24 protein-coding genes are annotated in these 25370 nt (G+C 57.7%); 12 read left to right on the top strand and 12 right to left on the bottom strand.

The genetic code is table 11. The annotated features are described in order from the left end of the window. The first annotated feature begins 6 nt into the window (after positions 1-6). The 5 genes from gmk (at position 7) to M0808_RS01445 (ending at position 4440) form a co-directional block, all read left to right on the top strand. Positions 7-627 (top strand): guanylate kinase, encoded by a 621-nt coding sequence (gene gmk, locus M0808_RS01465; protein ID WP_003229498.1) that lies wholly within the window; start codon positions 7-9, stop codon positions 625-627. Positions 628-794: 167 nt separating this feature from the next. Next, positions 795-1058, top strand: coding sequence for a DNA-directed RNA polymerase subunit omega (rpoZ, locus tag M0808_RS01460; RefSeq protein WP_003229503.1), 264 nt, complete (start codon positions 795-797; stop codon positions 1056-1058). A gap of 57 nt (positions 1059-1115) precedes the next feature. Further along, positions 1116-3221, top strand: coding sequence for a bifunctional GTP diphosphokinase/guanosine-3',5'-bis pyrophosphate 3'-pyrophosphohydrolase (spoT, locus tag M0808_RS01455; protein ID WP_007920338.1), 2106 nt, complete (start codon positions 1116-1118; stop codon positions 3219-3221). A 24-nt stretch (positions 3222-3245) separates the two neighbouring features. Continuing rightward, a complete protein-coding gene (locus tag M0808_RS01450; protein ID WP_003229509.1) occupies positions 3246-3626 on the top strand; it encodes a RidA family protein in 381 nt (126 codons plus the stop codon). 73 nt (positions 3627-3699) lie between these two features. After that, the gene (locus M0808_RS01445) at positions 3700-4440 is read left to right on the top strand and encodes a hypothetical protein (RefSeq protein WP_027610405.1); all 741 of its coding nucleotides are present in this window, start codon (positions 3700-3702) and stop codon (positions 4438-4440) included. A 137-nt stretch (positions 4441-4577) separates the two neighbouring features. Here M0808_RS01445 and M0808_RS01440 read toward each other — a convergent pair whose 3' ends face one another. After that, entirely contained in the window at positions 4578-5435 is an 858-nt protein-coding gene (locus M0808_RS01440) for an SDR family oxidoreductase (protein WP_247839639.1), read from the bottom strand. A 188-nt stretch (positions 5436-5623) separates the two neighbouring features. Between M0808_RS01440 and exbB the strand changes: the two genes are divergently transcribed. From exbB to M0808_RS01410, 6 genes are all read left to right on the top strand, one after another. Next, positions 5624-6580 carry a tonB-system energizer ExbB gene (gene exbB, locus M0808_RS01435; protein ID WP_247839637.1) on the top strand — a complete coding sequence of 319 codons (957 nt, stop codon included), beginning with the start codon at positions 5624-5626 and terminating at the stop codon, positions 6578-6580. A 6-nt stretch (positions 6581-6586) separates the two neighbouring features. Continuing rightward, on the top strand, positions 6587-7015 hold the full coding sequence (gene exbD, locus M0808_RS01430) for a TonB system transport protein ExbD (protein WP_007962355.1): 429 nt from the start codon (positions 6587-6589) through the stop codon (positions 7013-7015). Then, positions 7012-7761 carry an energy transducer TonB gene (locus M0808_RS01425; protein ID WP_247839635.1) on the top strand — a complete coding sequence of 250 codons (750 nt, stop codon included), beginning with the start codon at positions 7012-7014 and terminating at the stop codon, positions 7759-7761. The genes exbD and M0808_RS01425 overlap by 4 nt, the downstream gene beginning before the upstream one ends. Positions 7762-8015: 254 nt before the next feature. Beyond that, the gene (locus M0808_RS01420; protein ID WP_007962352.1) at positions 8016-8945 is read left to right on the top strand and encodes a hydrogen peroxide-inducible genes activator; all 930 of its coding nucleotides are present in this window, start codon (positions 8016-8018) and stop codon (positions 8943-8945) included. A 9-nt stretch (positions 8946-8954) separates the two neighbouring features. Beyond that, positions 8955-11030 carry an ATP-dependent DNA helicase RecG gene (gene recG / locus M0808_RS01415; protein WP_103369795.1) on the top strand — a complete coding sequence of 692 codons (2076 nt, stop codon included), beginning with the start codon at positions 8955-8957 and terminating at the stop codon, positions 11028-11030. A 79-nt stretch (positions 11031-11109) separates the two neighbouring features. Beyond that, positions 11110-12510, top strand: a complete 1401-nt coding sequence (locus tag M0808_RS01410) for an aminoacyl-tRNA deacylase and HDOD domain-containing protein (protein WP_247839633.1) — start codon at positions 11110-11112, stop codon at positions 12508-12510. A 246-nt stretch (positions 12511-12756) separates the two neighbouring features. On the opposite strand, the gene M0808_RS01405 is transcribed toward M0808_RS01410, so the two are convergent. Beyond that, entirely contained in the window at positions 12757-13140 is a 384-nt protein-coding gene (locus tag M0808_RS01405) for a helicase (protein ID WP_003229522.1), read from the bottom strand. Positions 13141-13655: 515 nt separating this feature from the next. On the opposite strand from M0808_RS01405, the gene M0808_RS01400 reads away from it, so the two are divergent. Beyond that, entirely contained in the window at positions 13656-14027 is a 372-nt protein-coding gene (locus M0808_RS01400) for a DUF6124 family protein (protein WP_027610398.1), read from the top strand. A gap of 57 nt (positions 14028-14084) precedes the next feature. Here M0808_RS01400 and M0808_RS01395 read toward each other — a convergent pair whose 3' ends face one another. From M0808_RS01395 to M0808_RS01350, 10 genes are all read right to left on the bottom strand, one after another. Continuing rightward, positions 14085-14522 carry a hypothetical protein gene (locus M0808_RS01395; RefSeq protein ID WP_247839631.1) on the bottom strand — a complete coding sequence of 146 codons (438 nt, stop codon included), beginning with the start codon at positions 14520-14522 and terminating at the stop codon, positions 14085-14087. A 4-nt stretch (positions 14523-14526) separates the two neighbouring features. Next, a complete protein-coding gene (locus M0808_RS01390) occupies positions 14527-15126 on the bottom strand; it encodes a lysozyme inhibitor LprI family protein (RefSeq protein ID WP_247839629.1) in 600 nt (199 codons plus the stop codon). Then, on the bottom strand, positions 15123-16181 hold the full coding sequence (locus M0808_RS01385) for a tetratricopeptide repeat protein (protein ID WP_247839627.1): 1059 nt from the start codon (positions 16179-16181) through the stop codon (positions 15123-15125). Before M0808_RS01385 ends, M0808_RS01390 begins: the two co-directional genes overlap by 4 nt. 61 nt (positions 16182-16242) lie before the next feature. Next, positions 16243-17037, bottom strand: a complete 795-nt coding sequence (locus tag M0808_RS01380; protein ID WP_247839626.1) for a hypothetical protein — start codon at positions 17035-17037, stop codon at positions 16243-16245. Positions 17038-17053: 16 nt separating this feature from the next. Then, on the bottom strand, positions 17054-18418 hold the full coding sequence (locus M0808_RS01375) for a lysozyme inhibitor LprI family protein (RefSeq protein ID WP_247839625.1): 1365 nt from the start codon (positions 18416-18418) through the stop codon (positions 17054-17056). A 20-nt stretch (positions 18419-18438) separates the two neighbouring features. After that, positions 18439-18900, bottom strand: a complete 462-nt coding sequence (locus M0808_RS01370; protein ID WP_247839624.1) for a hypothetical protein — start codon at positions 18898-18900, stop codon at positions 18439-18441. A 9-nt stretch (positions 18901-18909) separates the two neighbouring features. Next, entirely contained in the window at positions 18910-19335 is a 426-nt protein-coding gene (locus tag M0808_RS01365; protein WP_247839623.1) for a hypothetical protein, read from the bottom strand. A 314-nt stretch (positions 19336-19649) separates the two neighbouring features. After that, positions 19650-20534: a hypothetical protein gene (locus M0808_RS01360; protein ID WP_247839621.1), complete on the bottom strand. Its 885-nt coding sequence runs from the start codon at positions 20532-20534 to the stop codon at positions 19650-19652. Next, positions 20531-23263, bottom strand: coding sequence for a hypothetical protein (locus tag M0808_RS01355; RefSeq protein WP_247839619.1), 2733 nt, complete (start codon positions 23261-23263; stop codon positions 20531-20533). The genes M0808_RS01360 and M0808_RS01355 overlap by 4 nt, the downstream gene beginning before the upstream one ends. Before the next feature lie 51 nt (positions 23264-23314). Further along, positions 23315-25357, bottom strand: coding sequence for a type VI secretion system tip protein VgrG (locus M0808_RS01350; RefSeq protein ID WP_247839617.1), 2043 nt, complete (start codon positions 25355-25357; stop codon positions 23315-23317). Between the last annotated feature and the right edge of the window lie 13 nt (positions 25358-25370).

Below are 25370 nucleotides of genomic sequence, written 5' to 3'. Positions count from 1 at the left end.
ACAGACATGACCCACAGCACCGGCACCCTGTACATCATTTCCGCGCCATCGGGCGCAGGCAAGAGCAGCCTGGTCAAGGCTTTGACCGATGCCAATCCGGAGATCCGCGTCTCGATCTCCCACACCACCCGCGCCATGCGTCCGGGTGAAGTGGACGGCGTGAACTATCACTTCGTGACTCGCGAAGAGTTCGTGAAGATGGGCGAGCACGGCGATTTCCTCGAACGCGCCGAAGTCTTCGGCAACTTCTATGGCACCTCACAAAGCCGCCTGCAGCAGACGCTGGACGAAGGTCACGACCTGATTCTGGAAATCGACTGGCAAGGCGCCGAACAAGTGCGCAAGCTGATGCCGCAGGCACGCTCGATCTTCATCCTGCCGCCGTCGCTGCAGGCCTTGCACCAGCGCCTGACCAACCGTGGCCAGGACAGTGACGAGATCATTGACGGGCGGATGCGCGAAGCCGTCAGCGAGATGAGCCACTATGTCGAGTACGACTATCTGATCATCAACGACGATTTCGCCCATGCACTGGACGATCTTAAGGCGATTTTCCGCGCCAATCAGCTGCAACAGAAACGCCAGCAGGTACGTTTCGGCAAATTACTGGCCGAACTGCTCGGTTAATCAGCACTTCCCAAAACCGCTGCAAGCGCTTTACATTGGTGCTTGCAGCGCGTTGAAGGGTCTGGTCAAAAAATCAGCGCTTCCCTAATCGCTGGTGATTTTTTAAACTGCTCAGTCCGCTCGCCCAACCGGGCAGCGCGCATATTGCATTCGCTCCGAGGAATACCATGGCCCGCGTAACCGTTGAAGACTGCCTAGAACACGTGGAAAACCGCTTTGAGCTGGTCATGCTCTCTACCAAGCGTGCCCGTCAACTGGCCACCGGCGGCAAAGAGCCACTGGTCCAGTGGGAAAACGACAAGCCGACCGTTGTCGCCCTGCGTGAAATCGCAGAAGGCCTGATGAGCTACGAGTTCATCGCCGAGCAGGAAATCGTCCACGAAGACCCGGTCTTCGCTGCGTTCGAGGACGAGTCCAACGAGGCCGTCTAAGCCTATGCCTGGTCGACGTAGCACGGCGCGGGAACACAGCCTACGGCAGGAGTCATCATGCCGAGCATAGACGCCCTCGCCGATCGCTTATCGACCTACCTCGGCAACGACCAGGTTAACCTGGTCCGCCGAGCGTATTTCTACGCCGAACAAGCCCATGACGGTCAGCGCCGTCGCAGCGGCGAGGCGTACGTCACGCATCCTCTTGCGGTGGCGAATATTCTTGCCGACATGCACATGGACCATCAGAGCCTGATGGCCGCGATGCTGCATGACGTGATCGAAGACACCGGTATCGCCAAAGAGGCGCTGCAAGCGCAGTTCGGTGAAACCGTGGCCGAACTGGTCGACGGGGTCAGCAAACTGACCCAGATGAACTTCGAGACCAAGGCCGAAGCCCAGGCCGAAAACTTCCAGAAAATGGCCATGGCCATGGCGCGCGACATTCGCGTGATCCTGGTCAAACTCGCCGACCGCCTGCACAACATGCGCACGCTGGAAGTGCTGTCCGGGGAAAAACGCCGCCGGATCGCCAAGGAAACCCTCGAAATCTACGCGCCGATCGCCAACCGGCTGGGCATGCACGCCATTCGTATCGAATTCGAAGACCTCGGCTTCAAGGCGATGCACCCGATGCGTTCCGCGCGGATCTACCAGGCGGTCAAGCGCGCCCGGGGCAACCGCAAGGAAATCGTCAACAAGATCGAAGAGTCCCTCGGCCACTGCCTCGCGATCGACGGCATCCAGGGCGAAGTCAGCGGTCGCCAGAAACACCTTTACGGCATCTACAAGAAAATGCGCGGCAAGCGTCGGGCCTTCAACGAGATCATGGACGTCTACGCGTTCCGGATCATCGTCGACAAGGTCGATACCTGCTACCGCGTGCTGGGTGCTGTGCATAATTTGTACAAACCGTTGCCGGGACGCTTCAAGGATTACATCGCGATTCCGAAGGCCAACGGCTATCAGTCGCTGCACACCACGCTGTTTGGCATGCACGGCGTACCGATCGAGATCCAGATCCGCACCCGCGAAATGGAAGAGATGGCCAACAACGGCATTGCCGCACACTGGCTGTACAAATCCAGCGGTGACGAGCAGCCGAAAGGCACTCACGCCCGCGCCCGCCAGTGGGTCAAAGGCGTGCTGGAAATGCAGCAACGTGCCGGCAACTCGCTGGAATTCATCGAGAGCGTGAAGATCGACCTGTTCCCGGACGAGGTCTACGTGTTCACGCCCAAAGGCCGGATCATGGAGCTGCCCAAAGGCTCCACGGCGGTCGACTTTGCCTATGCGGTGCACACCGACGTCGGCAACAGCTGCATCGCCTGCCGGATCAACCGCCGTCTCGCACCGCTGTCCGAACCGCTGCAAAGCGGCTCCACGGTCGAGATCGTCAGCGCACCCGGCGCGCGGCCGAATCCGGCGTGGCTCAACTTCGTGGTCACCGGCAAGGCACGTACGCACATCCGCCATGCACTGAAACTGCAACGTCGCTCCGAGTCCATCAGCCTCGGCGAACGCCTGCTGAACAAGGTGCTCAACGGTTTCGACAGCTCACTGGAGAAAATCCCGGCCGAGCGCGTCAAGGCGATGCTCACCGAATACCGCCTCGAACTGATCGAAGATTTGCTCGAAGACATTGGTCTGGGCAACCGCATGGCCTATGTCGTGGCGCGCCGTCTGCTCGGCGAAGGCGAGCAGCTGCCGAGCCCGGAAGGCCCGTTGGCGATTCGCGGTACCGAAGGTCTGGTGCTCAGTTACGCCAAATGCTGCACGCCGATCCCGGGCGACCCGATTGTCGGGCACCTGTCGGCGGGCAAAGGCATGGTCGTGCACCTGGACAACTGCCGCAACATCAGCGAAATCCGGCACAACCCGGAAAAATGCATCCAGCTCTCGTGGGCCAAGGATGTCACCGGTGAATTCAACGTCGAGCTGCGCGTCGAGCTGGAGCACCAGCGCGGCCTGATCGCCCTGCTGGCCAGCAGCGTCAACGCGGCCGACGGCAATATCGAGAAAATCAGCATGGACGAGCGCGATGGCCGCATCAGCGTCGTCCAACTGGTGGTCAGCGTCCACGACCGTGTGCACCTGGCCCGCGTGATCAAGAAACTGCGCGCCCTGACCGGGGTCATCCGCATCACCCGCATGCGTGCCTAATTCACACCTAACAAGGAGTCATACATGACCAAGACCGTTATCACCAGTGACAAGGCCCCAGCCGCCATCGGTACCTACTCCCAGGCGATCAAGGCCGGCAACACTGTCTACATGTCGGGCCAGATTCCTCTGGACCCAAAGACCATGGAACTGGTTGAAGGCTTCGAAGCCCAGACCGTCCAGGTGTTCGAGAACCTCAAAGCCGTGGCTGAAGCTGCCGGCGGTTCGTTCAAGGACATCGTCAAGCTGAACATCTTCCTCACCGACCTGAGCCACTTCGCCAAGGTCAACGAGATCATGGGCAAGTACTTCGACCAGCCGTACCCGGCCCGCGCGGCCATCGGCGTTGCTGCCCTGCCGAAGGGTTCGCAGGTCGAAATGGATGCCATCCTGGTCATCGAGTAATGCGCACGGCGCAGCCTTCAAACGCTGCGCCGACTGCTCTGCGGTAAAGAAAAGGTTTTGAAAGGATTCCACCATGCGCAAAGCGCTTGCTCTCTCGCTGCTCGCCATTTTCCTCGGCGGCTGTGCCAGCGACCCCGCCGACCGTGACATCAGCGGCACCTGGATCAACCAGGTGGCGATCGACGCTGCTGCCAAGGGCGGCCCCCTGCGCGAAGCGCTTCAGGCCTATGGCCCGAACCTGGAGTGGGACGTCAACACCAAGGCCGGTCAGGCCCGCTACACCAACGGTTTCGAGAACGTCGAAGGACGGCTGCAGGGCGAACAGTCCGGCGCCTGGAAAGTCGACTTCTATGGCAGCTCCGGCAGTGAGCTGAAGCGCGACGGCGGACGGATGAAACAAGCCGCCACCGAGAACGAGCCGGATCAGTTGTTCGACCGCGCACAAATCCCCGTGCCGGAAGGCGCACCGATTGGCGCCAGTTTCGAACGCGCACTGTATTCGGCCTATCTGGGCGGCAGCTGGAAGATTGCCAGCGGCGACGGCGAAGGCAACACCGTACAGTTCCAGGCCGATGGCCAGGTCTCCGGCCTGCCCGGCGCCGACCGCTATGCCCTGTGCCTGGCAGGCGACTGCGCCTCGATGAACAGCGACCACGACAGCATGTGGCTGCAACTCAACGGCCAAGGCAACAACTGGATCTTTGCCCGCAAAGGCAAGGCGCTGGAGATTTTCCAGGCAGTGAATACCGCACTGGCGGATGAAATGCCGCAGTTCACCCCGGGTGAACGCAAGTGGTTGCTTGAAAAGCAGTAACCGCGCCTGAGAGCAACACGTAACCCTGTGGGAGCGGGCTTGCTCGCGAAGAGGGTGTGTCAGTCGACATCAATGTTGCCTGACACACCCTCTTCGCGAGCAAGCCCGCTCCCACAGTGGTTTGTGGCGTTAGAAGGTCAGCATTTGCCTTCAAGAATCGCCGCATAGCCTTCACGGTAACTCGGATACTTCGGCGTCCAGCCCAGCGCCTTCGCCCGGGCATTGCTGCAGCGCTTGCTGCCGGTGCGGCGTACGCTGGCATCTTCCGCCCAATCGGTGACCCCCAGATACTCGCGCAGCCAGGCGACCACCTCGGCCAGCGGTGCCGGCGCGTCGTCCACGCCAATATAGATATCCTGCAATGGCTCGCCGCGATGAGCCGCCTGCAGCAGAAATACCATCAGCCCCGCCGCGTCATCAGCATGAATGCGATTGCCGTACAGCGGGGGCTCTACCGCCACCCGATAACCGCGACGCACCTGGGTCAACAGCCATTCACGTCCGGGGCCGTAAATGCCGGTCAGGCGCACGATGCTCGCCGGGATACCGCTTTTCAGCGCCACTTGCTCAGCCTCAAGCATCACCTGCCCGGAATAGCCGCTGGCAACGGTCGCTGAATGTTCGTCGACCCACTCCCCTTCCTGCTGGCCGTACACGCTGCTGCTGGACACGAACAGCAGTCGCTCAGGGGTCTGCCCATAGTCGTCCAGCCAACTCAGCACGTTCTGCAAACCCTGCACGTAAGCCGCACGATAACCGGCCTCATCGTGATCGGTTGCCGCTGCGCAATACACCAGGTAATCCACCGCCCCGACCGGCCAGGTCTCTGGGCAATCTTCCTTGAACAGGTCTCCGGCGACGCCGATGACGCCATCCGGCAAACGCGAAACATCACGGCGCAGACCATGCACCTCCCAGCCGGCGGCCAACAATTGCGTAGCCAGACGACTGCCGACGTCACCGCAACCGGCAATCAAAACAGAAGGCGCGGACATCAAAAAACTCCCAAACGAAAGAAACAGATTAGCCCTCGCAAAGGACGAACGGCTAGCAATGAAGGAAAAAAAGAAACTCTATTACTTTTGTTAACAAGAATTACTTGCAATAATACACCCCACTTTTGTTCTCGGCCTCACGAGGCCTGGAAGAGCATCAACCGTTTTCTACTTCAGGTCCGGCCAGCATGACACGTAATCAAAACCCCGCTTCGCCAACCACACGACCTCGTGCCTTCAGCGCATTGGCGGCCCTGCTGCTCAGCCTGATGCTGGCGCCGACCGCCGCCTTCGCTGATGCCCAGGCGCCAGCCGCTCCGGCTGCCACCGAACAGCACGCGCCTGCTACCGCCGCGCCAGCCGCCACCGACCCGGTACAGGCTGTAGACGCCAGCGCAGCAGACGCGCCTGAAGTGCTCGAACCTGACAACAGCTTGGGCATGGCCCACGACCTGTCGCCATGGGGCATGTACCAGAACGCCGACATCATCGTGAAAATCGTGATGATCGGTCTGGCCATCGCTTCCATCATCACCTGGACCATCTGGATCGCCAAAGGCTTCGAGCTGATGGGCGCCAAGCGTCGTCTGCGCGGTGAAATCGCTGCTCTGAAAAAAGCCGCGACCATCAAGGAAGCCAGCGCCACTGCGGCAAAGGAAGGCACCCTCGCCAACCTGCTGGTGCACGACGCCCTCGAAGAGATGCGCCTGTCGGTCAACAGCCGCGAGAAAGAAGGCATCAAGGAGCGCGTCAGCTTCCGTCTTGAGCGTCTGGTCGCAGCCTGTGGCCGCAACATGAGCAGCGGCACCGGCGTCCTCGCCACCATCGGTTCCACCGCGCCGTTCGTCGGCCTGTTCGGTACCGTGTGGGGCATCATGAACAGCTTCATCGGCATCGCCAAGACCCAGACCACCAACCTCGCCGTCGTGGCGCCGGGCATCGCCGAAGCGCTGCTGGCCACCGCGCTGGGCCTGGTTGCTGCGATTCCTGCGGTGGTGATCTACAACGTGTTCGCCCGCTCCATCGCCGGCTACAAGGCGCAGGTGTCCGACGCTTCGGCGCAGGTCCTGTTGCTGGTCAGCCGTGACCTCGATCACCAGCCTGAGCGCAGCAGCTCGCAACCACACATGGTGAAAGTGGGGTAATCGGCCATGGGCCTGCATTTGAAAGAAGGCGCAGACGACGATCTGGCCGAGAACCACGAAATCAACGTCACGCCGTTCATCGACGTGATGCTGGTACTGCTGATCATCTTCATGGTGGCCGCGCCGCTGGCTACCGTGGACATCAAAGTCGACCTCCCTGCTTCGACCGCCAAACCGGCGCCGCGCCCGGAGAAACCGGTGTTCCTCAGCGTTAAAGCTGATCAGCGCCTGTACATCGGCGACGACGAAGTCAATGCCGATACCCTTGGCGCCGTGCTCGACGCCAAGACCCAGGGCAAAAAAGACACCACCATCTTCTTCCAGGCCGACAAGGGCGTGGACTACGGCGACCTGATGAGCGTGATGGATAAATTGCGCTCGGCCGGTTACCTGAAGGTCGGTCTGGTGGGCCTTGAGAGCGCAGCCAAGAAATGATCACGACGCGCCATAAGCTGACGCGTTACAGCGGTAGCCTGGCCGTGGTGCTGGGCGTTCACGCGCTGGCCATCGCGCTGGCGCTGAACTGGACCGCCCGCCCGCCCATCGAACTGCCGCCGCAGGCAATGATGGTCGAGCTGGCACCGGTTCCGACCCCGCCACCGCCCGCTCCGCCGAAAGTCGTCACACCGCCGCAGCCACCGGCTCCGGTCGAAGAGTTGCCGATTCCGAAACTGGCTGAAGCACCCAAGGCCGAGATTGCCGTACCGAAGCCCAAACCCAAGCCAAAGCCGAAACCGCAGCCGCCCAAACCGGTGGAGAAAAAACCGGAACCGGTGAAGGAAAAACCTTCCGAGGAAAAACCGGCGGAGACGCAGCCGACCCAAGCACCGACGGAGAAATCCGCCCAGCCGGCACCGGGACCGTCGCCCGCACAAATGGCCGCCAAGGCCAGCTGGCAAAACACCCTGCTCGCGCACTTGGGCAAGTACAAAAAGTACCCGCAAAGCGCACAGGCACGGGGCAAGGAAGGCCTGAACCGTCTGCGTTTCGTGGTGGATGCCGAAGGTAATGTGCTGTCGTTCGAACTGGTGGGCCGCTCGGGCAACGCCGATCTGGACCGGGCCACCCTGGAAATGATCCGCCGCGCACAACCGCTGCCCAAGCCACCGGCCGACATGCTCAACAACGGCTCGATCGAAATTGTCGCGCCGTTTGTGTACTCGCTGGATAAACGCCGCTGATCCATTGTGGGAGCGGGCTTGCTCGCGAAAGCGTCGTGTCAGTCGACATCCATGTATCTGACACACCGCATTCGCGAGCAAGCCCGCTCCCACAGGGTCGACAGTGAGATCGAAAAGGCACCGAAAGGTGCCTTTTGCCTATCTGGCAACGGCAAACTCACATTGCCCGGTGTCGCATTCCTCACTCAGTCTGATAACGTGCGTCTATCGATTGCAGCCGTTATGCTTGGCCCGCAACTTCATGGACGCTTGCTATGACCCTCACAGAATTACGCTACATCGTTACCCTCGCCCAAGAGCAGCACTTCGGCCACGCCGCCGAGCGTTGCCACGTCAGTCAGCCGACCCTGTCGGTGGGCGTGAAAAAACTTGAAGACGAACTCGGTGTGCTGATTTTCGAGCGCAGCAAAAGCGCCGTGCGCCTGACCCCGGTCGGCGAAGGCATTGTCGCCCAGGCGCAGAAAGTCCTGGAGCAGGCGCAAGGCATCCGTGAACTGGCACAAGCCGGCAAGAACCAGCTGACCGCCCCGCTGAAAGTCGGCGCGATCTACACCGTCGGGCCGTACCTGTTCCCGCACCTGATTCCACAACTGCACCGGGTCGCCCCGCAGATGCCGTTGTACATCGAAGAAAACTTCACCCACGTGCTGCGCGACAAACTGCGCAACGGCGAGCTCGACGCGATCATCATCGCCCTGCCGTTCAACGAAGCCGACGTGCTGACCCTGCCGCTGTACGACGAGCCGTTCTACGTCTTGATGCCAGCCCAGCACCCGTGGACGCAAAAAGAATCCATCGACCCGGGCCTGCTCAACGACAAGAGCCTGCTGCTGCTCGGCGAAGGCCACTGCTTCCGCGACCAGGTGCTTGAGGCCTGCCCGACCCTGACCAAGGGCAACGACGGCGCCAAGCACACCACGGTGGAATCCAGCTCGCTGGAGACCATCCGCCACATGGTCGCCTCCGGCCTGGGGATCTCGATCCTGCCGTTGTCGGCTGTCGACAGCCATCACTACGCCCCGGGCGTGATCGAAGTACGCCCGCTGTCGGCGCCGGTGCCATTCCGCACCGTGGCGATTGCCTGGCGCGCGAGCTTCCCGCGGCCGAAAGCCATCGAAATCCTCGCCGACTCTGTTCGCCTGTGCTCGGTGGCCAAGCCCGCCGCGCCGGTCACGGCCGGTTAAGCCAGGGTCATGACCGAGCTGTCGCAAGTGTCGGTGACGGCACTCAAGGGTGTCGGCGAAGCCATGGCCGAGAAGCTGGCCAAGGTCGGTCTGGAAAATCTCCAGGACGTGCTGTTTCACCTGCCGCTGCGTTATCAGGATCGCACCCGCGTGGTGCCGATCGGCCACTTGCGCCCGGGCCAGGACGCCGTGGTCGAAGGCACCGTCAGCGGCGCCGACGTGGTCATGGGCCGGCGGCGCAGCCTCGTCGTGCGCATGCAGGACGGCACTGGCGGGCTGAGCCTGCGCTTTTACCATTTCAGCAACGCGCAGAAAGAAGGCCTCAAGCGCGGCACGCGGATTCGCTGCTACGGCGAAGTGCGCCCCGGCGCCTCGGGGCTGGAAATCTACCACCCGGAATACCGCGCCATCACCGGTGACGAACCGCCGCCGGTGGATGAAACCCTGACCCCGGTTTACCCGCTCACCGAAGGCCTGACCCAACAGCGCCTGCGCCAGTTGTGCATGCAGACCCTGACCCTGCTCAAGCCGAACACCCTGCCCGACTGGCTGCCGACCGAACTGGCCCGTGACTACCAACTGGCGCCGCTGGCCGACGCGATCCGCTACCTGCACAACCCGCCCGCCGATGCCGATGTCGATGAGCTGGCCCTCGGTCATCACTGGGCCCAGCATCGCCTGGCCTTCGAAGAACTGCTGACCCATCAGCTGTCGCAACAACGTCTGCGCGAAAGCATGCGTTCCCTGCGCGCGCCAGCGATGCCGAAGGCGAAAAAGCTGCCGCCGAAATACCTGGCCAACCTCGGCTTCAACCCGACCGGCGCGCAACAACGCGTCGGCAACGAAATCGCCTACGACCTCAGCCAGCACGAACCGATGCTGCGGCTGATTCAGGGCGACGTTGGCGCGGGGAAGACCGTGGTCGCCGCCCTCGCGGCGCTGCAAGCGCTGGAGGCCGGCTATCAGGTCGCACTGATGGCGCCGACCGAGATCCTTGCCGAACAGCACTTCATCACCTTCAAGCGCTGGCTCGAACCGCTGGGCATCGACGTCGCGTGGCTGGCCGGCAAGCTCAAGGGCAAGAATCGCGTCACCGCGCTGGAACAGATCGCCAGCGGCACGCCGATGGTGGTCGGCACTCACGCGCTGTTTCAGGATGAAGTGCAGTTCAAGAATCTGGCGCTGGTGATCATCGACGAACAACACCGCTTCGGCGTGCAGCAGCGTCTGGCGCTGCGGCAGAAAGGCGTCGGCGGGCGCATGTGTCCGCACCAACTGATCATGACCGCCACGCCGATCCCACGCACGCTGGCGATGAGCGCCTACGCCGATCTCGACACCTCGATTCTCGACGAACTGCCGCCCGGTCGCACCCCGGTCAACACCGTGCTGGTCACCGACACCCGCCGCGTCGAAGTCATCGAACGGGTGCGCAGCGCCTGCGCCGAAGGGCGTCAGGCCTATTGGGTGTGCACCCTGATCGAAGAGTCGGAAGAGCTGACCTGTCAGGCCGCCGAAACCACGTTCGAAGACCTCACCGCCGCCCTCGGCGAGCTGAAAGTCGGGCTGATCCACGGGCGCATGAAGCCTGCCGAGAAAGCAGCGGTCATGGCCGAATTCAAGGCCGGCAACCTGCAACTGCTGGTCGCCACCACCGTGATCGAAGTCGGCGTCGACGTGCCCAACGCCAGCCTGATGATCATCGAAAACCCTGAGCGTCTGGGCCTCGCGCAGTTGCACCAATTGCGTGGCCGCGTTGGCCGGGGCAGCGCGGTCAGCCATTGCGTGCTGCTCTACCATCCGCCGCTGTCGCAGATCGGCCGCCAGCGCCTGGGCATCATGCGCGAGACCAACGACGGTTTCGTCATCGCCGAAAAAGACCTCGAACTGCGCGGCCCCGGGGAAATGCTCGGCACGCGCCAGACCGGTCTGCTGCAATTCAAGGTCGCCGACCTGATGCGCGACGCCGATCTGCTACCCGCCGTGCGCGATGCTGCGCAAGCGCTGCTGGAACGCTGGCCGACTCACGTCAGCCCATTGCTCGACCGTTGGTTGCGCCACGGGCAGCAATACGGCCAAGTGTGAGCACCGTCGCAGTTTGTGCAGGATCGTTCCTACAGAGCTGGTTATACTCCTGCCATTGTTTCAAAAACGGATACAGACCATGACTGACGCAGCTCTCGCCCCTGAACTTCCGCACGCGCCGTCTGTAATTCGGCTGCTGCTCGGCAAGCTGGGGATCGCCTACGAAGAAGTGCTCGACCACCACGGCCTCAACGCTTCGCGCAAGGTACAAGCCGTGTTGCTGGACGATGCCGTCGGCGCGCTGATGGTGCTGTTTCCGCAGAGCCAGTTGCTCGACCTCAACCGCCTCGCCGAACTGACTGGCCGGCGCCTGACCGCCGTGTCCACCGAGCGCCTGGAAAAGATGCTCGGCAAACACAGCCTGAGCCTGCTGCCGGGCCTGCCGGCACTCACTAGTTCGCCGTGCCTTTACGAAGAAAGCCTGCTGCGTGAACCGAAGCTGCTGATCAACTCCGGCGAGCCGGGCCTGCTGCTGGAAATCACCAGCGAAGCCTTCAAGAGCATGCTGACCAAGGCCAGCGCCGCCAACTTCGGCGAAGCCCTGAGCAGCATCCGCCCGAACCTTGATCGCCCGGACGATGACCGCGAGGAAATCACCCAGGCCGTGCAGGCGTTCACTGCACGCCGGATTCAGCAGCGTCTGGAAGCGACGATTGAGATTCCGCCGCTGGCCGAGACCGCGCAAAAAATCATCAAGCTGCGCGTCGACCCCAACGCCACCATCGACGACATCACCGGCGTGGTCGAAACCGACCCGGCGCTGGCTGCACAAGTGGTGAGCTGGGCCGCATCGCCGTACTACGCGTCGCCGGGCAAAATCCGTTCCGTGGAAGACGCGATCGTTCGCGTGCTCGGGTTCGATCTGGTGATCAACCTGGCGCTGGGCCTGGCCCTCGGCAAGACCCTGAGCCTGCCGAAAGACCACCCGCAACACACCACGCCGTACTGGCAGCAGTCGATCTACACCGCCGCCGTCATCGAAGGCCTGACCCGCGCCATGCCGCGCGCCCAGCGCCCGGAAGCCGGCCTGACCTACCTCGCCGGTCTGCTGCACAACTTCGGCTACCTGCTGCTGGCTCACGTGTTCCCGCCGCACTTCTCGCTGATCTGCCGCCACCTGGAGGTCAACCCGCACCTGTGCCACAGCTACATCGAGCAGCACCTGTTGGGCATCAGCCGCGAACAGATCGGCTCGTGGCTGATGCGCTACTGGGACATGCCCGATGAACTGGCCACCGCCCTGCGCTTCCAGCACGACCCAAGCTACGACGGCGCCTACGCCGAATACCCGAACCTCGTCTGCCTGGCCGTACGCCTGCTGCGCAGCCGCGGCATCGGCTCCGGCCCCGACGAAGACATCCCCGACGCCCTGCTCGAACGCGTCGGCCTGAGCCGCGACAAAGCCAACGACGTCGTCAGCAAAGTCCTCGAAGCCGAAGTCCTGCTGCGCGAACTGGCGTCGCAGTTCAGCCAGGCCTGAACCAAAACAGGCCCGCTCCCCCCAGGATTTATACAAATCCCTGTGGGAGCGAGCCTGCTCGCGAAGAATCCAACTCAATTTACCTGCCTGACACAAAACCTGTGGTGAGGGGATTTATCCCCGACCGACTGCGCAGCAGTCGCAAACCCAGCCAACAGGGTGTGTCAGTTATATCGAGGTCTCAGGTTTTGGGGCCGCTGCGCAGCCCATCGGGGATAAATCCCCTCGCCACGACAGCCCATCTTCTCAGGCCTTAGGCTTGGCCTTCCTCGGCTTCAAATACTTCATCAATCCCTGAAACCACATCACCAGCGCCGGATTCCCCTTGAGCTGGATCGACTTGTCCTGAATCCCCTGCATAAACGCCAGCTGCTTGTTCTTCGCCTGCATCGTGGCAAAGGCATAACCCGCATCCTTGAACGCAATCGCAAACGCCGGCTCCGCCACCACCCCAGACTTGCTGGTAACGCGCTGATTCTTCACCACGAAATGCCGCGCCACTTTCCCGTCCAGCGTCTGCAGCTGAAACACCAGATCCTTGTCACCCAACTGCTGCTGGAACGCAGGATTTGTCCGGCTGGCCTTCCCCATCAACAAACCCATCATCCACAGAAGAAAACGAAATTTCATGCGCACAGCCTCAAAAGGAAAATGAACGGCCGGGGCAGTGTAAGGGATTCAGACGATAACGCCACTATCGGCCGCTATTGGAAGATGATGCAGACCATTTCCCGCACGATGACCGCTAAGTCACAATTCTGTACCCCACTTCCTACACCTGTTGAAACACATCCCTGTAGGAGCTGCCGAAGGCTGCGATCTTTTGATCTTCCAGCCTGCAAACCTATGGGAAATTTCCTGCAAAGTGCCGCGATACCTATGAACTAGGCAGGTTGGAGCATCGTCGATAGCCTGTGTGTGTCTCCGCAAAATCGGTGACTCGGACGTGCAAGTCCAGACTCGTCATGCATTCAGTTATGGCTATTCGCCGGGTGTTTTCCTATGCTCGCGAACTGTTATGGCGGCTGTGTATGGGAGGCCTTCGGGTCTGCCGGTTTCCGAGTCCGGTCTTGCACACCTATGCACAGCTGCCACCCTCTCGAAGCAAGCGAAACGGTGTTGGCTCCATAACTCGGAAAATACCTATGATCAAACCAACACCCAATCCCCCCGAAACCCCAGACATATCGCCCTACGAATCGCTGGAATCCAAGAAATTCCACGAAGCCGCCGAACGCGCCCTCGACCACCACTTCAAACCGCGCACCGAATCCCAACCCAAACGCGAAACCGGCCTCTTCAGCCTCACCCCCGGCACCGACGCCGAAGCCCTAATGGCCAACGCCTCCGAAGACCTCCTGTCCATCAGCGCCATCGCCTGCGACCTCGCCGACGACCTCCACGGCTCCCGCCGCTCGGTTGCACTGGCCCTGAGCAGAATGGCGGATGGGGTGCGATTGATGGTGGAAGGGACGCTCGACCACATTGAAGTGCGGAACCTGGCGGCCAAGTCGTAGCGGGACTTTCGGATGAAAAAAGGGGACGTTAAGTCCCCTTTCTGAATATTCCCTGCCTCACCACTGACAGCCTGTTTCTGACGAAGCGTCCATGGTGATGTCTTGATCGAATGAATACTTCTTACCGGATTTGTAGCTCGTGTAGGTCATCCCGTAGATTCGGGCACCTTGGCTGACCATTTCGTATTCGCCTGTCAGCGACCCTTCGGACACCTCCACCCAAATTGTCGTGAACTGAGAGGGGCGCCCCTCCTCCATGACTTCCTCTTCGACACTCCGGTAGACAAGGGGAATCGCCTTTGGGGACTTTGTGTATCTAACCCCTGCTCCACTCCAGCGGGAGACCGTGTCGTAATAGGATCGAAACTCGAAATTGATGTTCTTGCCTCCCAACGAACGGAAGCACGAAACCTCGGTAGTAACCTCACCGTGGGCAGTCAGCGGTATCAGAAGAAGCGCAGAAATAAGCGCAGACGAAAATTTCAAACCGATCATTCCTTTAGCGGTTCATGGGTAATTGAAAGCGCATTCTCACCGCGCAGTAGGCGACGTCTTCACGCAACAGACGGCCAGCCATCTCACAATGCCCTTCTGCGTACTTCTTCCAAAGCGGATCATCGAACTCATCCCCTCCCAGCCGCTCAATGGCGGCCGCTACGTCTCTCTCACGATCCTTCCCCGCAATCGCAGATGCGGCTTTGTAAAAACCATCTAGCGGTAAGCCCGTCTGCAGGGCAATCAACTCTCCCAACCGGGCATTGGTCGTTTGTACCAGACACCCAAGCCTCTCGATGGGCGCCTCTGCACCGGGCAAAACCGACTGATAGATATCCTCGCAATACGCCTCTTTAAAGCGCACCCACTTCTTTTGCACATCAATCAGTTGCTTCTTGTCGGCCGGCGCCAAACCGACCAGCGCTTTCTTGTATTGCTCATTCAGCATTGCATCGACTTTTTCAAAAGTCTGTTGACCGCAAATGATCATATCGGGATTGGAAAAGCTGTCGGGATTGCAGGTTTCCTGGGCATGTGCAGGAACCAGCAAAGCAGCCAAAGAAACACCCGCAACCAGCCCAAAGAACGCCTTGAGTTTGATCATGATCCGGATACTCCGGTGCTGCGCTCAGCTACCCGAGCAGGAATCTTCGAAGCCTTTCCTGCCTCCGCCATGCGCGATGCATATTGCTTGTACGCCGGCACTGCTCGCTCTTTATCGTTCATGGCCCAATAGCTATCTGCGAGATTCAGGTAAGCCACCGTCCGTTCCGGATTGTGTGCAATCACCGCATTCAGTAACTGGATAGACTCCGTGTAGTAACCCGCCTCGCCCAGCAGAAAACCGACATCGTTGGACCAACCAGGGTGCTGCGAGAAGTAGTACTTTCCGACGATATAACTTTCCGGAGAGCACGCGCCATGCGAGTCATTTCCCATCAACATATTACTCATCACTTCCTTGAACGAGCTGCTGTCGCCCTTTCGATAGGCTGCCAGCGCTTTATCCAGCAGGTCAGCCGAACCGACTGTCATCAGTTTTTTATAACCGCCCTGAGGGCTGCTAACGTTTGCAGCCCGCAACTTTTTAAGCGCTTCGAGGCCGTTGAATGAAGCCAGATTGGTTGGGCCCAGCGTCTCAATCGGCAGCTCCGCCACGCTCACAAGCGAGCGATCGCAGTAATGGTTATTGACCACCTGCAACACCTTTTTCAGCTCGAACTGCTTTGAGCCTTTATTGAAGGTGAACAAAAGATTGAAGTTATAAACAGCGTTGTCTTCTTCGTTGGTCACCAGCGCAATGTAGTCCTCTGCCTCAACGAACCGTTGCTTGACCAGAACCTCTTCCTCTAGTGGATCCGCAACCGTCATGGCTCCAGGCCGGCCGTTGAAAACCCGAACGCTAAAACTATCCAGAAGATCAGACGAGTACTGACTCTTCGTCAGCGGCAACGCCTCGGACGTATCGAGCAATATGTCCTCATTGCGTCCTTGAACCGGCGCGATCAACAACCGATTGGATGCCTCGTCCGCGTCTCCGGCCAGAACGAACACGTTTTGCCGTGATCCATCCCCCAACAGGCTTGCCGGGATTTCCTTGAGGACTTGGGGTGCCGCAAGCGCGTGTGGTGCGAAAGCCACGGACGTGGCAATGGCCAAGAGACTACCAAGTAGAACTGAACATCCCTTCACGCTGTAACTCCGTTCGGTCTTCGCAGGCTTACTCAAAAGCTATGCTGCGAACCGCTGTTTTGATTTGTTCAAATCCTTCGGCGCTGATCGCCAGCGGGGTGGGCGAGCCTGACTCCGCCGAGCCGATCAGCACGCTTTCGCCGCGCAGCAGGCAGAAAGCGACGCGGGTGATGTGACGTCGTGACTTGTCATGGAAACCGAAGATGAACCCCGAGGACCTCTCCCCACCTAATGCCTCAAAGGTGTATCCGTTTTTTGGCCCCGCCAGCGACGTCGGCTCCCAACCATGATCGGTCAGGGTCGCCGGGCATTTACGGTCGTTGCTCTCTCGCACTAGTTGCAACTCAATCGTGTCATCAAGCGCCGGCTTCTGAGTGGTGAGCGCGGAAAAGTTGTTGGTGTTTTCACACATGACACCGAACCAGGGCTGGCTCAAGTTTGTGGGCTTTTCGAAATTCCACTCATAACCCGTCGAGGTCTGAGCCTGCGATAAACGCGGGGCGCTAGAGGTTTCAGGCTGTTGTTTGGCCGCAATGAATACCAGATCAGGCGTATTGAACTGCAACCATTGATCTTTCGAGAGCGTCATTGAGAACCGACAAGGTGTCATGTCGACCGCAGCTTCGGATGGGCCTTGCGCGATCTGCGACTGACCCGACGCATTGCCCACCGAGACAACACTTGCGTCGGCATGACTGGCCTGAGCGAACGCAGCAACGCTGATCAGCAATACCCTCAGATATCGAGGTCTCACGAAGCCCGGAATCGACAAGTCAGGCACAGTTCCACTCACTTGGAATTTAACGGCAAAGAATCGCGACACATCCGCGCTCCGAGTTTCAAATGCAGTGGCTCGCCTTGATCGGCTCTGGACCTTGCGACTTCAATCGCGCCACGTTGTCGATGCTCAACCGGTGACCTTTATCAGCCGCCATTTGATAACAGGCTAATGCTCGGGACATATCCTTTGTTCCCAACTCGCCACCCTCAAAGGTGGAAGCCAGATAACTCATCGCCTCTATGGAGCCCATGTTGATTGCTCGAATGACCTGCTCTTCTGCCTGCTTGGGATGGAGGCAAGGACCGTCGTAATCGGTGGAGTTCCCCATACAAAAAAACGAGGCATAACCCAATGCACCACTCGGCGTCTTTGACGCGGCTTTGAACAACGCCTCAACCTTGCTGGTTTCCAGCTGGGACGCCATCTGCGAAAGGCTCAGTCTTGCCGCTGACTCGCTCGCCTCTGGATCACCCGACTCTGCTGCGCAGACATAATTTTCCAGAGACGCTTCAATCAACTCCACAGTTAGACGGTACTGCTCAATAAACCCTAGCCCTCCTAAAGCCTCGGCACGTTGTTCGCAGAAGTTCTCGGCGCGGCTCATTCCGGGTTTACGTGTTGCGACAAGATCATTCTCGCTGATCGACCAGTCTTCGACGCCCTCAAGTACCCAACATGCCTGACGTGAGAAGTTGAAGATTTTTACATTGCTGTTGCCCGCCCGCTTATCGACCACGTTGACGTGACTGTCATCGACCTCTTCAATCTCGACTCCCGGTGTCTTGCCGGGTGTGATGGCGGCCATCAGCGGATAGGTGAAGGAAGCTCCGCTGACGCCCGAGGTCGAAGGCTCAAAGGTACTACGGTCCTTGCCTGCAACCGGCTTCAACACAAGCGATTTGACTGTCATCGCAGTGAGACGGCGCTGTGATTCACCGCTGGCGGAAAACGCTGTCAGGAAAGCAGGGAATTCCTCCGAAGGACAAGCGCCGTTGGCCGGCGCTGTCGAAGTGCTCTTGTCGGGTGCAAGTGCAGGGACAATCTTGTCCAGATACGCCGAGCGTTCGCGACTCATTCTGGCGATGCACGAGTTGACCGCGAACACATGTGCCGGCACCCCCGTCTCGATCTCGAATGCCTCCAAAGGGCAGTTCGCATCGCGCAACTTCAGCCATGCACGTTGCGATTCTTTAATCTTCGCTGCGTACTCCGCTCCCAATGCCGGATCCGCTCGATAATCAGACTCAAGCCGCGCCATCAATTGCTTGTAGATGAGGTTCAACTGCGTATCGGCAGCCTTCTTCGCCGCCTCCGAGCAGGGCACCATTTCCAGGCTTGAGCTGACATGGCTGCAGTCATCCTGCGCGTACACCGCTGAGAGTGGCAGCAGCACGGCCAGCAGGGTAAAAACAAAACGTTTCACTGTGTTCTTCCTTGAGTCATTCAGGCTTTGCGTTTGGTGAATCGGGTGACGCATTGCTTGGGTATGTTCATTTCCCAGTAGGTGCTGTGCAACGCTTTACGCTTTTTGTCGACACGCAAATTAACGAAACCATCGCCGCAGTCCGGCTGCAACTCTTCGAACGTGCCGGTTTTGACTTGGTAAATGAACACCCGGTAGTAATGGTAAGTGCCCATGCCGTCATCGAGCTGCCAGATCGCGAAATCCTGAGCGCCGTCGAAATTGAAATCGTCGAACTGCATGTGGAGTTCGTTTACGGCTTCAAAATCGACCGTCCGCGACTCGTTATGCGTTTCGCTTTTAACCGCGACGTTCAGCGTGGAGCCTTCGAGAACCAGCGTCGCTTCGACGCCCTGGGTTGGGCTGAACGTTGTGGTTTCGGCTAACACCGGCATCGTCCACAGCAGGCCGAGCAATGATGCTGCTAGAGCTTTTGATCTCATGTACTCGCCCTACTCCCAGTTGCATCCGGACTCCAGAGAGAGATCGACGCTGGTGATATTTCCAAAGTAGTAAACCTTGCCGTTGGACTTCTTCGTGTACGTCATCGAGACGATCTGCGTTCCTTGAGTCACGAGTTCGTAAATCCCTGAAACCTTGCCCCTGATGACTTCAGACCAGATTGTAGTGCTCTGCAAAGGGGCATCGGGACCGAGCATCTCCTCCTCGGAATGCGTTGACACAACGGAAATTGGCTCGCTGGACTTGGCGTACTTTACGAAGCCGCCAGACCATTTGCTGGAGGCATCGTAAAAAATACGGAATTCGAACTTCACCGGACTCGTTTCGGATAGTTCGAAGCAGAGTGATTCGCTGGTGACTGCGCTGTGGGCGGCGAAAGGAAATAACGCCAAAAAACCAAAACATGACTTATTCATATTTATCGAAACTCGTTAACCACGGACGATTTCTCAAGCAGCCAATGCAGTATTGCTGTTGACGAGCGAAAAATTTATTTAAGACCTTAATCAGACGTTAAGAACGTCGAGCCAAATAATTAAATCCGCCCCCTTTCGCATTAGTAGCGACTATGAGTAAGGGAAATGTAGGAGATACGGGCGGGCGAATTGAACCAAAGTAATCTGCCCCTTCTTCGCAAGGGCCTAAATACTCTCTCTTACGCTGCCGCCCTACTCCCTTCTGAAAGGCTTCTTATTTCAAATCTACCAATAACCGAATAGGCCCCACCCCCTTATTTAACTCTTTCTATTGCCCTTGAAGGAATTAGATGCTCTTTGCCTTGACCTTTCATCATCGCGATATAACTCTGATAGTACTTTTTCGACTTCACTTCATCACTACTCCACAAAACGTCCGCAATATTGAGTTTGAGAACCACGCGCTCAGGAGAGACTTCTTCAACTTTAGAAAGCAAAGAATAAGCAACTTTGTTAGATCCAGCCTCTCCCAGAGCAAAGCCAAAATCATTATAGATTCCGGAGTTAACTCTCGACACCGGAGCCTCCCTTAATAACGAGTCAAGTCTCTCTTGCGTCAGATAAGATTTGAGAGCTTCATAATCTTTATCTTTAAGTCTCACTAGAACGATATCGTGAGACAACTCCAAAGAATCTTGTCTAGCTCCGCTAGCGGTCTCTTTTAGTTTCTTTGAGGCAAGCGCTCGTGTTGAATACCAAAAATAATCCCCCCCCCCCTCTTCCAGGCTTCCTTCATACCCAGAAATAGATGAAGCAAGCTTCTTGTCATTTACAAGACTGCGTATTTCTTTATCGCTATAAACGTAGGAAACAAAATCTGTCCCTTTTAAGTTGACCCCAGGGTGCATAACAACCCAGCTACACGTAAAAACAAAAAATGTGTTGCCCGCGCTCACCGTGTAAGCATCATGCAACTGTGCATCTCCCCCCTCATGCTCGCAGACATCTGGAAATTGAGTACTTCCTTTCCCCGCCACTAGCAACTCGCCACGGAGTGTTTGACTCCCTTCTGATCCCACATAATAAAATCTGGCGCTTTGAGACAAACCAAAAACAGGATCGAGGTTTACTACTTTCTCATCAGCAATAACGGATAAAACAGGAAAAACAAGCGACAAAACCAAAAATACAACTTTCATAACCCCATCTCCTCCGCAACCATGTCTTTCAACAACTTGAACAAATTAATACGTTCTTGAAGCCCGGTAGTTCCGCCGTTAACCTTTATAGAGATATCAGAAACATGGCCATCAATATCTGACATTGTTCTCAGGGCCAGAGAATCATCAATAGCTTGATTTATCTTAAACATCGACCACCAAACAAAGGCAGATTCAACTCCATATTTTATGCTTTCCATTATCAAATCTGGATTAGCAACAAAATCCTGAGGATCCGAAGGGTCAGCTTGGTTGTGAATTTTTGTATATTGGCGATAATTATACTTACCCGTTAGCTGTATCACCCCACGACCACGATATTTATACCCTTCGCCACTAGCCTCATTACCGTTATCATTCCTATCGGCATATACATAGCTGCCAAGCTTTACAGGATTATGTGCGTACGTCTCAGGCTCACTCCAAAGCTTTGGCCGTAACCTAGGCAGAACTTTGCACTCGTCCGTTGACGCCTCATATCCTTTTGCATTATTACGACAGCCGAATTGTTTTCGCATGCCAATGGCAGTGTAATTCAAATCTTCAGAGGTAACTTTAAATCCATTCTCATGGCCCACCTGAGCTAAGAAATGCGCGACCCTCAGAGGACTATCAACCTTATAAAGCGCGGCATACTTATTTAGATAAGGCAATATCTCTTCGCAATAGGCATCCGTAATGCTAGGCTTGGCCGCCTTCAACATTGCTTGAGTAATTAACTTACGCGCTGACTTCCCAGAAAAATTTCCAATAAAACCTATAGGGTGAAGATGCCATAACTTTTTACTATCGATGCCGTACTTACCCGTCAGTTTGTCTAACCACCCCAAGCGTTTGATTCGAACCTTTTCCTCTTGCCAAGCTATATTAGGCTCAGAATCAGTGTGCCCCATCACTTCATCTAATGCGTTCCATTTTTCGCTCTCATAAAACCACTCGCTCTCGTACTGAGTAACTATCTGAGAAATAGGCTGAGAAAACCAAGGCTTCTTCAATGCTTCTTTTATCTCATCGGGCGTAAGTTTTTTATCTCCATTCCTGTCGAGAATTTTATATAAGCGCTGTTTCGCCGTTCCATCTTCAGCATTATCGATATTTGGTGAATAAGTGGCTTGCTCCTCTTCACTGAGGCTTTGTTGCGCATGAAGAAAAGCAGACAGATGGTCCACGTTACTTCCTGTCTCCTCTATGAAGCTGAAGCCTTCCCATTCAAAGGGAGAATGGCGTGACAGAGCAGTATCTGGCTCTGCAAACCAACCGCTAATTTCATTCCCTTCAGCATCACCTAGCAATCCATCCAAACGCCACCAAAGCGTATAGGTGGTAGATCCCGCCATAACAACAGGCGCCTTTATCTTTTTCTCCGCCGGTAGCGCCTCCAACACCCCGACAGGAACAAAGAAATCATGACCAACAGTTTTGTGGGGATCTGTCACGCGCGGAGGGTTTGTTGCGCTCATTCCTTGGGAGTGCGTGACCAACACGCTGCCTTGGGGAATTTTCACAAGTGTTTTTTCGACTGCTGGCAATCCTGCAGCTTTGTCCTTGCTCAGGACAGTGAATGCCTTAACGTCTTCGCAGCTAAATACCTCAACGTGCAGCAGATTTTTTGGGGCCGAGTCCGAATGGTTTTGATACTTCCCTACGTGACCGATCAGACTTCCCGCCGAAATCGGGATTGGAGTTGTCAGAACATGTACAGCGTCCTTTTCAGCTGGCTCACTTTTCGCTTCAAGTTGCCCCTCCCAGACATACCCAAGCACCTCAGCCGCTGCCAAGGGCGGGACAGCATTCCCACTAACGATCTCCAACAATTTTTGATATTTGCCGCGCGTCCCGTCGTTCCCGATTTTAACTTGAGTACCGTGGGGCAAAATTGCTTTTGCAGCACCTGATTGGCTTGCAGAGGCGCGGACAACGAGACCTTTCTGAGGCGGATTCATCGGGTCTTTTGCAGCGGTGCCAATGACGTAAGTATTAGGTGTCGAACCCGCCGTCATTTCTGTTTTATAGACCCAGCCTGTACCTGGCGTCAGATCGGTACTAGGCGGTGTAACGCTCACGACCTTCAGCCAACCATCCTCTTCCTCACCTGTCTGAACAACCGTACCGCGAGCCAAAACCGTTAACACGGTACCGTAGCCTGGCTTTCCGCGCCGCTCCAAACGCACGCGCAAACCAAGAATTTCGTCGTCGGCGGTTGCTTTGACCTGCAACGTGCCGCCACTCCAAAACGCTGGGCGCGACAGTGCTGGGGCTTCTTCGTAGTTTTTCCACTGCAATAGGTGCATGTAAAGGCTGAAAAACGTCAGGCTGGGGCCAGGAGCTGCTGCTACTGATTGGGCTCCGGCAGTGGCTGGAGGAGCAGGAGGTACCGGCACTTCCAGACGATGCTTGATCAGAACAAAACCAGTCGAGAACTCGGACTCTGCCGTACCGTAGGCCGATTTCGGGTAAGTACTATCAATACGGTAAGCGACTACTTCACCATCCGCGATGCACTTGACTTCCGCCAAATCCGGCACCAAACCCGAGGCTTCGTCGAAATGAACACCACCATGCCAAAGACCATTGGCACCCAACGGGTAAAAACCATCTTTGGCCTTGGCTAGAGCTTTGTAGAACTGCTGCGGATCTGTCGCCCCGGTCGCCCCTGCTTTTAATGGATACGACCATTTTTCTATTTTCTTGCTGGTTGTCTCTGTCATTACCAATTACCTGAATTCTGATCCCTGGTGGCTTGGATTGCCGTCAATGTCTTACCCGGAAAAATTGAGCATTCGTTTCGGCTTGCGTTTGATTTTTTCCTCAGACGCATTCCCCAACGCCTGATCCATCAAACTCCCCGCCTTATCCTTATCCGCCGCCCCTGGCAGCACCGGCGGTTTAATCCCGATCCCAGTCCCACTCCCCGGCGAGCCACCCGCATTAATCTTCACCACCGGCCCAACCACCGTCACACCACCGCCATCCAGCTTGATAAAGCTCCCACCCCCGAGAATGGTCAGCTCCGTCCCCGCCTCAATAACAATCTTGTCCCCAGCCTTGAGGTGAATCTCTTTGCCCACGCTGGTGAGCTGCGCCGTGCCCAGTTTCACATGCTGGTTCTGCCCAACCGTGAGGTGATCATCCAGCTTCGCTTCAACCTTGCGGTCGGAAATCGTCGTGCGGTGTTCTTCGGCCTTCAGCTCGGTGTAGGTGTTCTTCACCACGGTGTCGTGGCGTTCATTCCCGACACGAATCTTCTGGTCGTGCTCGATGTTTTCATCCCAATCACGCTGGGCATGGATGTAGATCTGCTCCGCACCCTTTTTGTCTTCAATGCGCAGTTCGTTGTAACCGCCACCACCCGGCGAGCTAAGCGTTTTGAACACGCTGCGGGTCTTGTTCGCCGGTAGTGCATAAGGCACCGGGTTTTCCTTGTGGTACAGGCAGCCGGTGACGAGGGGTTGGTCGGGGTCGCCTTCGAGGAAGGTGACGAGGACTTCCATGCCGATGCGCGGAATGCTGATCGCGCCGTAGCGGTCGCCGGCCCAGGAGCTGGAGACGCGCAGCCAGCAGCTGGTTTTGTCGTCGGCCAGGCCTTCGCGGTCCCAGTGGAACTGGACTTTGATGCGGCCGTATTGGTCGCAGTGGATTTCTTCGCCTTTGGGGCCGGTGACCATGGCGGTCTGGCTGCCGAGCACGCGCGGTTTCGGGTGTTCGAGGGCCGGGCGGTAGAACACGTCCCACGGGGTGGCGAGGAAGGTGTTGCGGTAGCCTTGGTGGAAGTCGTCCTTGTTGTCGGTGGTGTCGCTGGTCACGCCTTCTTCGAGGACTTGCGGCTGTTTGCCTTCGTGGAAGATTTCGGTGAGCAGCCACAGGTCGTTCCACTCGCTACGCGGGTGGTCGGACATGGCCATGAAGTGGCCGCTGACCAGTTTGGTCTGGTCGCCGCGACCTTCGGCCTGGCGGTAGTCGGCGCGGTGGCGTTCGAGGGCGCGCTGGCTGAGGAACTTGCCGCGCGCACGGTCGATGAAGCGGCCCGGGTAGTCGTAGTCTTCGAGATCCGGTTCGGTGCTCTCGCCATCGGGTTTGTACGCCGCTTCCATCTGCAGGCGCGGTTTTTCGAAGTCGTAGTCGCGACGCGTGGTGCGGCTGGTGCGGGTTTCCAGGCGCAGTTTGAAGCCCTTGATCACCGGTTCTTCGGCGACCATGCCGCTGCCCTGTATGTAGGCGGTCGGCTGGCCGAGGTCGGGGAACACGGTCTGGTCGTCGCCGAACACCAGCAGGTGGCCCTTTTCGCTGTGCTGGAAGTGGTAGTGAATACCCTCCTCTTCGCACAGGCGCTGAACAAAGTGCAGATCGGTTTCGTCGTACTGCACGCAGTAGTCGCGATCCGGGCACGGCTGGCTCAGTTGGAAGCTGTAGGCGTTGCCCTTGATCCCGTGTTCGTCGAGGATCAGCGCGATGATTTTCGGCGCCGACATCTGCTGGTAGATGCGCTGGTTGGTGCGGTGATGCAGGTATTGCAGTTGCGGTACCAGCGAGACCTTGTAGCGGGTCAGGCGCTTGCCGGCATCGCCCTGGGCGACGCGGTAGATCTGGCCGTGAATGCCCGAGCCCTGTGGATCGAATGCGAGAAACGCCTGTTTGTGCAGGAGCTTTTCCAGATCCAGATCGGGGTTTTCGCTGACCAGTTCGAGGTCGAAACGAAACGGCTGGCTGATGCCTTCAGTGCCGGTGAACGACAGCACTTGCAGGTCGCCCACGTAGTCTTCGACCTTGAGGCTGAAGTGGGTTTCGTTAGCTGGGTTGAACATAAAGCGCTCCCTG

It is taken from the genome of Pseudomonas sp. MWU12-3103b, from assembly GCF_023100615.1.
GTDB lineage: Bacteria > Pseudomonadota > Gammaproteobacteria > Pseudomonadales > Pseudomonadaceae > Aquipseudomonas > Aquipseudomonas putida_A.
Note: the sequence above shows the minus strand (reverse complement) of the source record. Positions and strands in the feature narration are given on the sequence as shown.